The sequence below is a fragment of the Streptomyces sp. PKU-EA00015 genome (genome assembly GCF_013387495.1).
Taxonomy (GTDB): Bacteria; Actinomycetota; Actinomycetes; order Streptomycetales; family Streptomycetaceae; genus Streptomyces.
In genome coordinates, this window is sequence record NZ_JABZEE010000013.1 from 73,441 (window position 1) to 86,992 (window position 13,552).

17 protein-coding genes are annotated in these 13,552 nt (G+C 73.6%); 10 read left to right on the forward strand and 7 right to left on the reverse strand.

Annotation, left to right across the window (positions count from 1 at the left end; all coding sequences use genetic code 11):
• Window positions 1–19 precede the first annotated feature (19 nt).
• On the reverse strand, window positions 20–919 hold the full coding sequence (locus HW130_RS12320; RefSeq protein WP_177149556.1) for a helix-turn-helix transcriptional regulator: 900 nt from the start codon (window positions 917–919) through the stop codon (window positions 20–22).
• Window positions 920–1,243: 324 nt separating this feature from the next.
• On the opposite strand from HW130_RS12320, the gene HW130_RS12325 reads away from it, so the two are divergent.
• The gene (locus HW130_RS12325; RefSeq protein ID WP_177149557.1) at window positions 1,244–1,738 is read left to right on the forward strand and encodes an ATP-binding protein; all 495 of its coding nucleotides are present in this window, start codon (window positions 1,244–1,246) and stop codon (window positions 1,736–1,738) included.
• Between the two features lie 45 nt (window positions 1,739–1,783).
• On the opposite strand, the gene HW130_RS12330 is transcribed toward HW130_RS12325, so the two are convergent.
• The 5 genes from HW130_RS12330 to rpmG form a co-directional block, all read right to left on the reverse strand.
• Window positions 1,784–2,020, reverse strand: a complete 237-nt coding sequence (locus HW130_RS12330; RefSeq protein ID WP_177149558.1) for a DUF397 domain-containing protein — start codon at window positions 2,018–2,020, stop codon at window positions 1,784–1,786.
• A gap of 171 nt (window positions 2,021–2,191) precedes the next feature.
• The gene (rpsR, locus tag HW130_RS12335; protein WP_177149559.1) at window positions 2,192–2,434 is read right to left on the reverse strand and encodes a 30S ribosomal protein S18; all 243 of its coding nucleotides are present in this window, start codon (window positions 2,432–2,434) and stop codon (window positions 2,192–2,194) included.
• 1 nt (window position 2,435) lies between these two features.
• Complete coding sequence (locus tag HW130_RS12340) at window positions 2,436–3,569, reverse strand: GTP-binding protein (RefSeq protein ID WP_177149560.1); 1,134 nt, start codon at window positions 3,567–3,569, stop codon at window positions 2,436–2,438.
• Entirely contained in the window at window positions 3,569–3,823 is a 255-nt protein-coding gene (locus HW130_RS12345) for a type B 50S ribosomal protein L31 (protein ID WP_177149561.1), read from the reverse strand. Before HW130_RS12345 ends, HW130_RS12340 begins: the two co-directional genes overlap by 1 nt.
• A 5-nt stretch (window positions 3,824–3,828) precedes the next feature.
• A complete protein-coding gene (rpmG, locus tag HW130_RS12350) occupies window positions 3,829–3,993 on the reverse strand; it encodes a 50S ribosomal protein L33 (protein WP_030361075.1) in 165 nt (54 codons plus the stop codon).
• A 61-nt stretch (window positions 3,994–4,054) separates the two neighbouring features.
• On the opposite strand from rpmG, the gene rpmB reads away from it, so the two are divergent.
• The 7 genes from rpmB (at window position 4,055) to HW130_RS12385 (ending at window position 9,369) form a co-directional block, all read left to right on the forward strand.
• A complete protein-coding gene (gene rpmB / locus HW130_RS12355; protein ID WP_177149562.1) occupies window positions 4,055–4,291 on the forward strand; it encodes a 50S ribosomal protein L28 in 237 nt (78 codons plus the stop codon).
• Window positions 4,291–4,596 (forward strand): 30S ribosomal protein S14, encoded by a 306-nt coding sequence (gene rpsN, locus HW130_RS12360; protein ID WP_177149563.1) that lies wholly within the window; start codon window positions 4,291–4,293, stop codon window positions 4,594–4,596. Before rpmB ends, rpsN begins: the two co-directional genes overlap by 1 nt.
• 86 nt (window positions 4,597–4,682) lie before the next feature.
• Window positions 4,683–5,144 (forward strand): hypothetical protein, encoded by a 462-nt coding sequence (locus tag HW130_RS12365; protein ID WP_218183442.1) that lies wholly within the window; start codon window positions 4,683–4,685, stop codon window positions 5,142–5,144.
• Window positions 5,145–5,595: 451 nt separating this feature from the next.
• Complete coding sequence (locus HW130_RS12370; RefSeq protein WP_177149565.1) at window positions 5,596–6,345, forward strand: FadR/GntR family transcriptional regulator; 750 nt, start codon at window positions 5,596–5,598, stop codon at window positions 6,343–6,345.
• A 53-nt stretch (window positions 6,346–6,398) separates the two neighbouring features.
• Complete coding sequence (locus HW130_RS12375) at window positions 6,399–7,166, forward strand: (Fe-S)-binding protein (protein WP_177149566.1); 768 nt, start codon at window positions 6,399–6,401, stop codon at window positions 7,164–7,166.
• Entirely contained in the window at window positions 7,163–8,722 is a 1,560-nt protein-coding gene (locus HW130_RS12380; RefSeq protein ID WP_177149567.1) for a LutB/LldF family L-lactate oxidation iron-sulfur protein, read from the forward strand. Before HW130_RS12375 ends, HW130_RS12380 begins: the two co-directional genes overlap by 4 nt.
• On the forward strand, window positions 8,719–9,369 hold the full coding sequence (locus HW130_RS12385) for an LUD domain-containing protein (RefSeq protein WP_309140412.1): 651 nt from the start codon (window positions 8,719–8,721) through the stop codon (window positions 9,367–9,369). Before HW130_RS12380 ends, HW130_RS12385 begins: the two co-directional genes overlap by 4 nt.
• Before the next feature lie 55 nt (window positions 9,370–9,424).
• Here HW130_RS12385 and HW130_RS12390 read toward each other — a convergent pair whose 3' ends face one another.
• Window positions 9,425–10,546 carry a DUF2786 domain-containing protein gene (locus HW130_RS12390; RefSeq protein ID WP_309140413.1) on the reverse strand — a complete coding sequence of 374 codons (1,122 nt, stop codon included), beginning with the start codon at window positions 10,544–10,546 and terminating at the stop codon, window positions 9,425–9,427.
• Between the two features lie 95 nt (window positions 10,547–10,641).
• On the opposite strand from HW130_RS12390, the gene HW130_RS12395 reads away from it, so the two are divergent.
• Window positions 10,642–11,421 (forward strand): ABC transporter ATP-binding protein, encoded by a 780-nt coding sequence (locus HW130_RS12395; protein ID WP_177149568.1) that lies wholly within the window; start codon window positions 10,642–10,644, stop codon window positions 11,419–11,421.
• Entirely contained in the window at window positions 11,415–13,547 is a 2,133-nt protein-coding gene (locus HW130_RS12400; protein WP_177149569.1) for an ABC transporter permease, read from the forward strand. Before HW130_RS12395 ends, HW130_RS12400 begins: the two co-directional genes overlap by 7 nt.
• Window positions 13,548–13,552: the final 5 nt, after the last annotated feature.

The following is a 13,552-nucleotide window of genomic DNA, read 5'->3' on the forward strand; positions in this document are numbered from 1 at the left end:
GCGTCATCGTACTTGTGTTTCAGGTGAGTTGAAGGAGGCCCCGGAGAAGGTCGCGGGTTTCCGCGGCATCCGGGCTGTCCTCCTCGAGCCGCCTCATCACCCGCTCGTAGTGGGCCACTTCCTCGCGCTTGTCCAGGTAGAGGGCGCTCGTCAGCTGTTCCAGGTAGACGATGTCGGAGAGGTCAGACTCGGGGAAGCGCAGCATCGTGAACGCGCCGCTCTCGCCCGCGTGCCCGCCGAAACTGAACGGCATCACCTGCAGCGTGATGTTCGGCTGCTCGGAGACCTCGATGAGATGCCTCAACTGCGCCTGCATCACCGCACGGTCGCCGTAGGGCCGGCGCAGCGCCGCCTCGTCGAGCACCACGTGGAGACGGGGGGCGTGCTCGGAGACGAGGGCCTTCTGCCTCTCCAGGCGCAGCGCGACGCGGCGGTCGATCTCGGCCGCGGGGGCGTCGGGCATGCCGCGGGTGACGACGGCGTGCGCGTACGACTCGGTCTGCAGCAGTCCGTGCACGAACTGCACCTCGTAGATACGGATGAGGGAGGCGGCTCCTTCGAGGCCGATGTACGTCTGGAACCAGCCGGGCAGTACGTCGCCGAAGCTGTGCCACCAGCCGGCGACGTTGGCCTCCTTGGCGAGGTCGAGGAGGGACCTGCGCTCGGCCTCGTCGGCCACCCCGTAGAGCGTGAGCAGGTCCTCGACGTCCCGCGCCTTGAAGCTCACGCGGCCCAACTCCATACGGCTGATCTTGGACTCGGACGCGCGGATGGAGTATCCGGCGGCCTCCCGGGTGATACCGCGGGACTCCCTCAGCCTTCTGAGCTGGGAGCCCAGCAGGATGCGCCGCACCACCGAGCCTCCGCCCGGACCCTCACCGCCGGGGTGCGCCCACGACGCCGCCTCGTCTGCTGTCACGACTCCAACCCTCCCCAATCCTCGCGCCGTTCGGCGCGGACCGATCCTCCACGAGGGTCCCCCCGAACCCAAGAGCCGGATTCTGCCACCAAAACGCTTCAGCCCGTACTCGTCCGGTTACGGAAATGAGAAGCCGGTGAGCGGCGGAGCGGAAGAAATCCGCAGAAGAAATGGGCAAGAACCGGCACGGGGTCGGACACGTCCGGCGCGTGCACGTGCATCTGCCCTTGCATCTGCCCTGCGCATTGGGAACCATGGTGCTCGCGCACCTGCGTGCTCGTTCGTGTTGTAGCGTCACAGCCGCGATTCCCGGGAGTGCCTCGCATGGGGACGAATGGATCGACCATGCTCGAGCCGTTACGGCAGGGCCTTCCGCCGATCGATCCCTCGGCCGTCTCCAGCTCCGTCTCCTGCGCTCTGCCGGCCCGTTACGAAGCGGTGCGCGGCGCACGCCAGTTCACCCGGGCCACTCTCGGCCAGTGGGAGCTGAACCACCGCTTCGACGACGTCGCCCTGGTCGTCTCCGAGCTCGTGACCAACGCCCTGCGCCACGCGCTGCCCTCCGACACGGCGCCGCGCGAGAACGCCAAGGAGCCGTCGGTGCGGCTGCATCTGATGCGCTGGACGGGCCGGCTGGTGTGCGCGGTGCGCGACCCCAGCCACGACGGGCCCATGGTCCGGGAGTCCGAGGAGGACTTCTCCGCGGAATCGGGGCGCGGCCTGTTTCTCGTCGATTCCTTCAGCGACGGCTGGGGCTGGCACCCGCTCGCCGGTTCGCTGCGCGGCAAGGTCGTCTGGGCGCTGTTCCGCCTGGGCTGACCTCGCGGGGGCGGGCCGGATCGGGGGCCGGCCCGCCCTGGCCACTCACGCGACCAAGTGGTCGAATTCCCCGTCCTTGACCCCCAGAAGCAACGCTTCTATCTCCGCGGGCGTGTATACGAGTGCGGGACCGTCCGGGTGCCGTGAGTTGCGCATCGCCACGTCGCCGCCGGGCAGCTTGGCGAATTCCACGCAGGAGCCCTGGGAGTTGCTGTGTCTGCTCTTCTGCCAGACGACCCCCTGAAGCTCCGTGGCGGTCATGCCGTTGTACACGTGGTGCACAAGTCGCTCCCGGGGTGCAAGGTGCAGGTGTCAACCATCCGGGATCATAGCTGTGTTCATATGCCGGTGCATGGGCGGATGCACCGGCAGATGCACGTGCACGGGCAGTGTTGCCGCGACTACGGAAGCGCTCTCACGCGTCGGGCGGCACACGCGCCACGCGCCGTGGTCTCAGCGCGTGGACGAGTACGGCAGCAGGGCCATCTCCCGGGCGTTCTTGATCGCGCGGGCCAGCAGCCGCTGCTGCTGCGCCGTCACCCGGGTCACCCGGCGGCTGCGGATCTTGCCGCGGTCGGAGATGAACTTCCGCAGCAGATCGGTGTCCTTGTAGTCGATGTAGGTGATGCCGGCGTGATCCAGGGGATTCGGGCGGGACTTCACGGGCTTGCGCGGGTCGGTGCGGCGGGGGGACATGTCAGACCTCCAGGAGGGAGTCGAAGGCGGGCGGCAGCCGCTTCCAGGCCTCGCGGCCCGCGGCGTACTCGGCGTCGGTCAGCAGACAGGATTCGAGGAGCAGTTCCAGGCCGTCCCGGTCGAGGCCCGGCGAGGTGAAGACCAGGTGCTGGCAGCAGTCCCCGTGCTCGGGGTGCCAGTCCAGGGCCGCGGCCGCCCGGCGCACCGGTGGCACCATCTCCCAGGCTGCGTCCGGCAGCGAGGCGAGCCAGGGGCCCGCGCTCTCGACGCACAGCGCTCCGCCGGCGGCGTCCCACGCCAGCAGGGTGTCCGGCCGGTCGGCGAGCCAGAACCGGCCGCGGCTGCGGGCGGCCGCGCAGGTCAGGTCCTCCAGCGCCGCGTACAGCCGCCCCGGGTGGAAGGGGCGTGCGCGGTGCCAGACGTAGGTGGTGACACCGCAGTCGTCCGCCTCCTGCGGCAGCAGCGCGCAGGCGGGGTGCTGGGCGGCGGCGGCCGCCTCCACGTCGAAGCCGGCCGTGGCCGCGGCGGCGAGTTCGTCCGAGCCGACGGGGACGCGGCGGGCGGTCGGGTGCAGCTGCGTCAGCAGCGCGCGGTCCTCCTCGTCGGCGTCCTCGCTCTCGGCCACGGCGATCACGGGCGCGTACTCCAGCTGGCGCGCCCAGGTGTCGGCGATCGTGCGGCAGTCCGTCGCGGCCGCGGCGAGCCCGGCCTCGGCGAGGTCGTCGCCGTTGCCGAGGTACGGCAGGAGCAGCGCCGGGTCGACGGCGCACATCACCGAGGTCACGGCGAGCCGCTCACCGCCGTGCGCGGCGACGACCTCGGCCATGGCCTTGGGCTCCACGGAGTCCCACAGCTCGACGACCGCGAGGCGGGTCGCCCCGTCCTCGGCGAGCCGCACGAGCTCGGGCACCAGGTCCTCGCGCAGCGCGCAGCAGGCACAGTCGTTGACCAGCGACGTCTCACCGGTGTCGCGGACACGGAACGCGTCGCGCACCGTGCGCACGACGGTGCCCCGTTCCGCCGTGGAGAGGTCGTGGTGGAGCGCGACGCTGCCGGGCACCGAGGCGAGCAGCCGCTCCACGGTCTCGCGGCGGGCGTCGGCGTGCAGCCCGGCGACGATCGCGACGGGCAGCATCAGCGGGCCTCGCGCCGGCCGTAGCGGCGCTCGAAGCGCTCGACGCGTCCGGCGGTGTCGAGGACGCGCGCCTGGCCCGTGTAGAAGGGGTGGCTGGCCGAGGAGATCTCGACATCGATGACCGGATAGGTGTTGCCGTCCTCCCAGTCGATCGTCTTGTCGCTGGTGGCGGTCGAGCGCGTGAGGATCGCGAAGTTCGCGACCTTGTCGCGGAAGACGACAGGCGCGTACGGGGGGTGGATGCCGGGCTTCATCGAGCTCAGCGCTCCTCTCGGAAGTCGACGTGGCGGCCCGCGACCGGGTCGTACTTGCGCAGCGTCAGGCGGTCGGGGTCGTTACGGCGGTTCTTGCGGGTGACGTAGGTGTAGCCGGTGCCCGCGGTGGAGCGGAGCTTGATGACCGGACGGAGTTCGTTGCGAGCCATGCAGGTAGTATATGGAAATGGTTTCCATTACCAAATGAGCTCGACGAGAGGTGCATCACCCATGTCCGCCCACTGCATGCTGACCGGGTCGAAGCCCGGCTTCGGCAACCGGATCTCCCACTCCCACCGGCGCACATCGCGCCGCTTCGACCCCAACATCCAGCGCAAGCGCTACTGGCTGCCGAGCGAGGGACGCCATGTGCGCCTCACGCTCAGCGCCCGCGCCGTGAAGACGGTCGACACCATCGGCATCGAGGCCGCCGTGACCCGCATCCGCGCGCGGGGAGTGAAGGTCTGATGGCGAAGAAGAGCAAGGTCGCCCGCAACGAGCACCGCAGGAGCGTCGTCGAGCGGTACGCCGAGCGCCGCGCGGAGCTGAAGGAGATCATCCGCAGGCCCTCCAGCAGCGACGCCGAACGCGCCGCCGCACAGGCCGAGTTGAGGCGTCAGCCCCGGGACGCCAGCGCGACCCGGGTGCGCAACCGCGACAGCGTCGACGGACGGCCGCGCGGCCACCTGCGGAGGTTCGGGCTGTCCAGGGTCCGGATGCGTGAGCAGGCCCACGCCGGCTTCCTCCCGGGGGTGCGCAAATCGTCCTGGTAGCTTGGCGCGGTCTTGCAACCAACCAGGTACGCGGGCGCGTCGGCCCGTGGCCGCAGGGGGACAGATCAGTGCACAGACTCGTACGCATGTCGGCCGCCGCGGCCGGCCTCGTCGCCGCCCTCGCCCTGACCGGCTGCGGCAGCAGTGAGAGCGACGACACCGGCGGCGGCGACAAGGCGTCGGCGGCGCCCACCGAGTCCGGCGACACCGGAGGCGGCGAAGGCAGGCCCCGCGACATCGAGGGCACCTGGACGGGCCTCAGCGACGGCAAGCCGGTCGCCCTGTCCGTCACGCAGGGCAAGGCGGCGCTCCTCGCCGACGGTCACGCCTGCACCGGCGACGTGCAGGACACGGGCAGGCAGACGCTGTCGCTGAAGTGCGCGGACGGGAACACCGACCGCACGACGGGCTCGGTCGAGTCCAACGACGGGACGACGCTGGTCATCTCCTGGGACGCGGGCAGGAAGGACACGCTGAGGAAGAGCGATGCCGGCGAGCCTCCGGAGGGGCTGCCCACCGGTCTGCCGACGGGCGTACCGGCCCCCTGACGCACCGGCCTCGGGGGCCGGGCTGCCGGCCTCCCGACGCGGGGGTCCAGGGGTCCCCGGCCCGAGCTGCCGGACACCCCTGGCGGGCCGCGGACCCTCACGGGTCCGCGGCCCTTCCTCGTCCACGGTGTCCGACACGTCCTCCAGCGCGGTGAGGAGCAGAGCCGCCCCGCGGCGCAGGACGGCGTCGTGCGGGGTGGGGGCGTCGCGGCCGCCGGGCCGCCTCCAGGCCCTGGTCCGGCGGCGTCTCCCGGGCCGCCGACGCGTCGCGGACCGGGCCCCGGGCCCGGGGCCCGGGGCCCGGGGCCCTGCGCTCCCGGGCTGCCTTCGCCGCCTGCCACCTGCGGCGTGACCGGCCGGTTCCCCAGGCGGGGAGCGGGAGCGGTCGGATCATCGGCCGGGTGCCCTAGCGTGGTGGCCGACCCCTGTCACCGAGCCGAGGAGCCGACCGATGACTGCCGAGTGGCGCCCCGTACGGCAGTCCCGCACGCACGAGCTCGTCCTGGAGAGCATCGAGGAGCGGGTACTCTCCGGCGAGCTCAAGGCCGGCGACCGGCTGCCGCCCGAACGCGAGCTGGCTCCCGTGCTCGGGGTCAGCCGGTCCGCGCTGCGGGAGGCCCTACGCGTGCTGGAGACGATCGGCGTACTGTCCGCGCAGGCCGGACGGGGCCCCGACTCCGGCGCCCGGATGGTGCGCAACCCGGACGACGCGCTCGGCCGGCTGCTGCGGCTGCACTTCGCGCTCGGCAGCTACACCCTCCAGGACATGCTGGAGGCCCGGGTCGTCCTGGAGCGTTCCAGTTTCGAGGCCGCGGCGCGGCACGCCTCGCGGGAGGTGCTGGCGGAGGCGGAGGCCCTCCTGGCCCGCCTGCGGGAACCGGGCATCGGCGTCGCGGAGTTCAACGACCTGGACACCCGCTTCCACGTCCTGATCGCCCGTGGCTCCGGCAACCGGCTCACCTCGACGCTCACCGCGGCCGTGCGCGAGTCGGTGCGGCCGCTGATCCTTCGCGCCCTGGAGGCGGTGGAGGACTGGCCCGCCACGGCCGCCGCGCTCAGCGCCGAGCACACGGAGCTGCTGCGACTGGTGCGGGAGGGCGAGGGCGGCGCGGCCGCCGATCTCGCCGAGCGGCACATCCGTGGTTTCCACGGTTCCCTGGTCGACGACTCGGACGAGGGCGGCGCGCGGCTCTCGCCCTGATCGGCCCGTCGTCAGTATGGTCGGACCATACTGCCTACAGGAGGGCTCGCTCGATGCGCATCGGACTGTTCGCCACCTGCCTGGGAGACACGCTCTTCCCCGACGCGGTGCGGTCGACCGCCCTCCTGCTCGCCCGCCTCGGCCACGAGATCGTCTTCCCGCCCGAGCAGACCTGCTGCGGCCAGATGCACATCAACACCGGCTACCAGCGCGAACCCCTCCCGCTCGTACGGAACTTCGCCGACCGGTTCGGCGACTCCTCCATCGACGCCGTGGTCATGCCCTCCGGCTCGTGCGCCGGATCGGTGCGCCACCAGCACGAGACCGTCGCCCGGCGGTACGGCGACCCGGCGCTCGTCACGGCGGTCGCCGGGGTGAAGGCGAAGACGTACGAGCTGTCGGAGCTCCTCGTCGACGTGCTCGGCGTCACGGACGTGGGTGCGTACTTCCCGCACCGCGTCACCTACCACCCCACCTGTCACTCGTTGAGGATGCTGCGCGTCGGCGACAAGCCGCTGCGGCTGCTGCGCGCCGTGGAGGGCATCGAGCTCGTGGAGCTTTCGGAGGCCGACGCGTGCTGCGGCTTCGGCGGGATGTTCGCCCTGAAGAACGCCGGGACCTCCACCGCCATGCTCCGGGACAAGATGCGCCACGTCGTCTCGACCGGTGCGGACGTCTGCACCGCCGGCGACTCGTCCTGCCTGATGCACATCGGCGGCGGGCTCTCCCGTACCGGGGCGGGCACGCGCACGCTGCACCTCGCCCAGATCCTCGCCGCCACCCGCACCTCGCCGTACGCCCCCTCGGAGGCCGCCCGATGAGCAGCACCTTCCTCGGCATGCCCGCCAGGCCGCCGCGCGTCCCCTACGGCGCCGGAAACCTGCGCGGCGACGTCCCGTTCCCCGAGGCTGCCGAGGGCGAGCTGCACAACGCGCAGCTGCGCCGCAACCTCGGCAGGGCCACCCGCACCATCCGGGCCAAGCGGCTCGCGGTCACCGGTGAACTGCCGGACTGGGAGCGGCTGCGCGACGCGGGCTCCGCGATCAAGACCGACACCCTGAACCGGCTCCCGGAGCTGCTGGAGGAGCTGGAGCGGAAGGTCACCGAACGCGGCGGCACCGTCCACTGGGCCCGTGACGGCGCCGAGGCCAACGCGATCGTCACCCGCCTGGTCAAGGCGGCCGGCAGCGACGAGATCATCAAGGTCAAGTCGATGGCCACCCAGGAGATCGGCCTCAACGAGCACCTCGCCGACGAGGGCGTCACCGCCTGGGAGACCGACCTCGCCGAACTGATCGTGCAACTCGGCCACGACCGGCCCTCGCACATCCTGGTCCCCGCGATCCACCGCAACCGCGACGAGATCCGGGACATCTTCCTGCGGGAGATCCCGGGCGTCGACCCGGGCCTCGACTCCCGGCCGGAGCACCTGGCGGCTGCCGCCCGCGCGTATCTGCGGCACAAGTTCATGACGACCAAGGTCGCCGTGTCCGGCGCCAACTTCGGCATCGCCGAGACCGGCACGCTGTGCGTCGTGGAGTCCGAGGGCAACGGCCGGATGTGCCTGACCCTGCCCGAGACGCTGATCACCGTCATGGGCATCGAGAAGGTTCTGCCGCGCCATCAGGACCTGGAGGTCTTCCTGCAGTTGCTGCCGCGGTCCTCGACCGGGGAGCGGATGAACCCGTACACCTCGCTGTGGACGGGCGTGACCGAGGGGGACGGGCCGCAGGACTTCCATCTCGTCCTCCTCGACAACGGGCGCACCGCCGCCCTCGCCGACCAGACCGGCCGGGAGGCCCTCAACTGCATCCGCTGCTCGGCCTGTCTGAACGTCTGCCCGGTGTACGAGCGCGTCGGCGGCCACGCCTACGGATCGACGTATCCCGGCCCGATCGGTGCGGTGCTCACCCCGCAGCTCGCCGGGATGGACGCCGCCGGCGACGACCCGAACGCCTCGCTGCCGTACGCCTCCAGCCTCTGCGGCGCCTGCTTCGACGCCTGCCCCGTGAAGATCGACATCCCGTCGCTGCTGGTCGAGTTGCGCCACCAGAAGACCGAGCAGTCGCGGGACGGCGGGGAGCGGCTGGCGATGAAGGCGGCCGCGGCCGTGATGAAGCGCCCGACGCTCTACACCGCCGCGCAGAAGGCGGCCACCCGGCTCGGCCGGGTGGCCGCCGGACGGGACGGCACGATCCGGCGCCTTCCGCCGCCGTTCTCGGGCTGGAGCGACAGCCGGGACGCACCCGCCCCGCCGAGGCAGACGTTCCGTGCCTGGTTCGCTTCGCAGGAGGGCGGCGAGGCCCTGCGCGAGGCGGCCCGCGAAGGCGAACGGCGGCGGCCGGCCGGCCCCGCCCACCCCGAGGAGGACCGGTGACCGCACCGGCCGGCGGGCCGTCGGCCCGCGACATCGTGCTCGGCCGGGTCCGCGACGCCCTCGCGCTCGCGCCCCGGCGGGAGGTGACAGTGCCCCGGGACTACCGCACCGGCCGCACCCTGCCCGACGGGGAGCGCCTGGCGCTCTTCACCGACCGGCTGACCGACTACCGGGCGCGGGTCCACCCCTGCACGGCCGGCCGGACCGCCGAGGTCGTCGCCCGCGTCCTGCGCGAGCGGGGCGCCCGCGTGATCGGCGTGCCGGCGGGGCTCGACCCGGGCTGGCTGACCGGTCACGACGGGGAGGTGCGCGTCGACTCCGCCGACGTGCCGGCGGCCGGACTGGACGCGCTGGACGCGGTGGTCACGGCGTCCGCCGCCGGCTGCGCGGAGACCGGCACCGTCTTCCTGGACGGTTCGCCCGACCAGGGCCGCCGGGCGCTGTCGCTCGTACCGGACCTCCACGTCTGCGTGGTCGACCTGTCCACGGTGGAGGCGGGAGTCCCCGAGGCCCTCGCCCGGCTCGTGCCGGGACGGCCCACCACGCTGATCAGCGGCCCGTCGGCCACCTCCGACATCGAGCTGGAACGCGTGGAGGGCGTCCACGGTCCACGCACCCTGAACGTGATCGTCCGCACCGACGTCTGAGACGTACGGGGACGGTCCCTGGGCTGCGGGCAGACCCGCCACAGGGAGGGTCCGGCTAGCGCAGCGGCTTGCGGGGCGAGTGCGGCTCCCGACGGGCCCGGTCGGCCGCCGACGTGCCGTCGCGCCAGCCGTCGAGGTCCGTCGCGCCGCGGACGCGGGTCCTGGTCGTCTCCGGGAACATCCGGTCCGCGTGGTCCGCCACCGCCACCTCGCGGGTCGCCAGGACCGGGAGCAGGTCCGCCGTGACCTGTTCCTCGGCCACCGCCGCCAGATGCTCGCCCAGGCGGGACGCGTACGCCGTCCAGAACGACTGCCGGAAGGTCTTCGTGCGCCTGCGCCCGCCGGCCCGCTGGGCGGACTCCGCCTTCGTCATGGCTCCGGCGCCCTGGACGAGCAGCGAGGTGTAGAGCAGTTCCACCGCTTCGAGGTCGCCCTCGAAGCCCACGACGGTGCTGAAGCCGAAGGCGCTGTTCCAGACCGCGCGGCAGCGGTTCGCGGAGGCGACCGCGTCGAGCAGCACCGCCTTGGCCGTCTCGTACGGGGCGTCCACGCCGATGCGGCAGGCGGACGGCGCGTCCTTGCTGTGCGCGCCGTGGGCGAGGACGGCCGCGTCGATGCTGTGGCGGGCCATCAGTTCCTGCGCCTTCGTTGTGAGCGCCTCGGCCTCCTCCGGGTAGCCCGTCGCCTCCGCCTTGGCCAGCAGGGCGCGGACGCGGGTGAGCATGCGCGGCTCGTGCGCGGAGGCGATCGCCGTCAGGGGCGCACCCGGCGGCGGGGCGACGGGCTCGATCGCAGGGAGACGCGCGAGCAGGCGGTACAGCTCCAGGACGCAGGTCGCGTGCGTGAACCGGTCGGCCGGGTTCGGCTCGTGGTCCGCGACGTCGGCGAGCTGAGCCCGCCAGCGCGGTGCGAGCCGGTCGCCGTAGGCCCGCGACTCGGCGATGACCAGACCGGCGGCCAGGCGCTCGTGGGCGTCGTCGAGGTCGCGCCGGACCAGGCGCAGGACGTCGGCGGGCTGCCAGCCGCGCTCCCAGGCGCGGCGCAGCAACTCCTCGCCGCGCCGGCGCAGTTCCGCGTCGGCGGACGGGTCGGCGGCGAGGAGGGAGGCGGCGGTGTCCAGCGACTCGTCGCCGTCCGCGTACAGCGCCGCCGCCAGCGCCTTCTCGACCGTGCTCACACACCAGATGGTGTCACGGGGTAGTGCCTGCCCCACCTCCTGGACGCCCCTTGGTGGCCGTGACCGGCGGGCGGGCGGCCGGAAGCCTTGAGGGCATGCAACCGACTGCCGTACGACTCACCGCGCTCCGCCGCGTCCACCGCGACGTCACCGCCCTCGACGGCGTGGACCTCGCCTTCGCCCACGGGTCCCTCACCGCCGTCATGGGGCCCTCCGGCTCCGGCAAGTCCACGCTGCTGAACTGCGCGGCCGGTCTCGACCGGCCCACGTCCGGACGGGTCGAGATCGACGGGACCGAGCTGGGCGGGCTGAGCGAGCGCCGCCTCACCCTGCTGCGGCGGGACCGGATCGGCTTCGTCTTCCAGGCGTACAACCTGATCCCCTCGCTGACGGCGGCGCAGAACGTGTCGCTGCCGCTCCGGCTGGCCGGCCGGCGGCCGTCGCGTGCGGCGGTGCGGGAGGCGCTGGCCCGGGTCGGTCTCGAGGAGCGCGCCGGGCACCGGCCCGCGCAGATGTCCGGCGGGCAGCAGCAGCGCGTGGCCCTGGCGAGGGCCCTGATCACCCGGCCCGCGGTGCTGTTCGCCGACGAACCGACCGGCGCGCTCGACACCGTCACCGGCCGGGAGGTGCTGACGATGCTGAGGCGGATGGTGGACGGGGAGGGCCAGACGGTCGTGATGGTCACGCACGATCCGGGCGCCGCCTCGTTCGCCGACCGGGTCGTCTTCCTGGTCGACGGCCGGGTCGCCGGGGAGCTCAGGACACCGTCCGCCGAACAGGTCGCGGCCCGACTCGCCGCGCTGGAGCCCACGCGGGGGGCCGGGCCGGATGCCGTGGCCGGGACGGTCGCGGGAACGGGAGCTCGGGCATGCTGATCGTCGCGTGTGCCGCGCTGCGTGCCCGGTGGGCGACCTTCGTCGCCGGTGCCGTGGCCCTCGCGCTCGGCGTCGGGCTGCTCACCACGATGGGACTGGGACTCGCCTCGACCCTCGACCCGCCGGAGCGGGCGCCGCAGCGGTTCGCCGCGTCACCGGTCGTGGTGATGGGCCGGGACAGCCTCACCGTGACGGTGCGGCGCGGACCGGAGACCGCCGAGGTGTCGAAGAAGCTCGACCGTCCACAGCCTGTGGACGCCGCACTGCTGCGGGACCTGCGCAGGCTCGGACCGGTGGTGGTCCGGGGCGGGCCCGATGCCGTCGGCGTGGACGCGCCCGCGGAGGCCGTACGCGAGGTCGTGGGCGGGCGGGCTCAGGTGCTCACCGGCGACGACCGCCGACGGGCCGACCCCGGCGCGGACCGCGACGCGCAGGCGCTCGTCTCGGTCAACGCGCTGCTCGGGACCGCCGGCGGCGTGGCCGTGTTCGTCTCCGTCTTCGTCGTCGCCTCGACGTTCGCGTTCGCGGTGGCGCTGCGCCGCAGGGAGTTCGGGCTGCTGCGGACGGCCGGTGCGACGCCCGGCCAGGTCCGGCGGCTGCTGCTGACCGAGTCGCTGGTCGTCGGCGCCCTCGCCTCGGCCGCGGGCTGTGCGCTCGGCGCCTGGGGCGCACCCCCGCTGGCGCGGCTGCTCGTCGACGGTCAGGCGGCCCCCGAGTGGTTCGCCATCAGGTCCGGTGTGCACTGGCCGTTCCACGCCGCCTTCTGGACCGGTCAGGCCGTCTCCCTCGCCGGGGTGTGGGCGGCCTCGCGGCGGGCGGGACGCGTCGCACCGGCCGAGGCGCTGCGCGAGGCCGACGTCGACACGGGGGTGCTGGGGCGCGGGCGGCTGGTCACCGGCCTCCTCCTGGCCGCGGCCGGAACCGGGCTGCTGCTGTGGGGGCTGGCGACGGACCCGGCCGACCTGCTGAAACGCAAGACGTACACGACCCGGCCGATGGTCCTGATCACCGCCGTGGCGCTCCTCGCCCCGCTGCTCGTACGCCGCGCGGCCCGGCTGCTGCCGGTGCCGGGCGGTGCGGCGGGGCTGCTCGTACGGGAGAACACGGCCGCCTCCGTGCGCCGGACCTGCGCCGTCGCGGCGCCCGTGCTGGTCACCGTCGCGCTCGCCGGGTCGCTGCTCGGTTCGGCGGAGACGGTGACCGCGTCGCGGGCGGCCGAGGCGCGCGCCCGGACCGCCGCCCACCTGGTCGTCACGGGCGAGGAGGTGACCGTGCCCGCGCCACGGGACGGTATGACGCTCTCGGCGACCGCGGCCACGTCCGTCTTCGTACGCGAGGAGGGCACCGCGCTGGTGAGGTCCGCGGCGCGGGCGGTCGCCGACCCGGCGGCGTTCGCGGCTCTGGCGAGGCCGGCGGTCGTGGCGGGCGATGTGCGCGACCTCGACGACCGGTCGATCGTCGTCAGCGAGGAGTGGGAGCGGCACACCGTCGGCGAGAGCGTCGACGTGTGGCTCGGCGACGGGCGGCCCGCCCGGCTGCGGATCGCCGCCGTGCTCGCGGTCGGGGCGGGCGGCGACACGACGTACGTGACCGCCGCGAACGCACCGGGGGCGGCCGTCGACCGCATCGACGTACGGCTCGGGTCCGGCGTGCAGCCCTCGGCCGCGGCCGCGGAACTGCGGCGCGCCACAGGCGGTTCGGTCCGCGACCGGGACGCCTGGGCGGCGGCGGCCCATCCGCGCACGAACCCGCAGACCCGGACGGGCCTGCTCGTCGTCCTCGGCATCGCCCTCGTCTACACGGCGATCGCGCTCGCGGGCACGCTGCTCATGGCCACGTCCGCCCGGACCGGCGAACTGGCCTCGCTGCGCATGGCGGGCGCGACCCGCGCACAGGTGCTGCGCGTCGTCGCGGGCGAGGCGCTGCTCTCGGTCGCCGTCGGCGCGGTGCTGGGAGCGGCGGTCACCGCCGTCGACCTCGCCGGTCTCGCAGTCGCGTTGCGGGCGCTTTCGGCGCCGGTGGCGGTCACGGTGCCGTGGGGGGCGGCCGGGCTCGCGCTCGGTGCGTGCGCCGTGGTCGCGGTGCTCTCGGCGGTGGCCGGCTGCCCGCGGACGGCCCGGCGGTGAGCCGG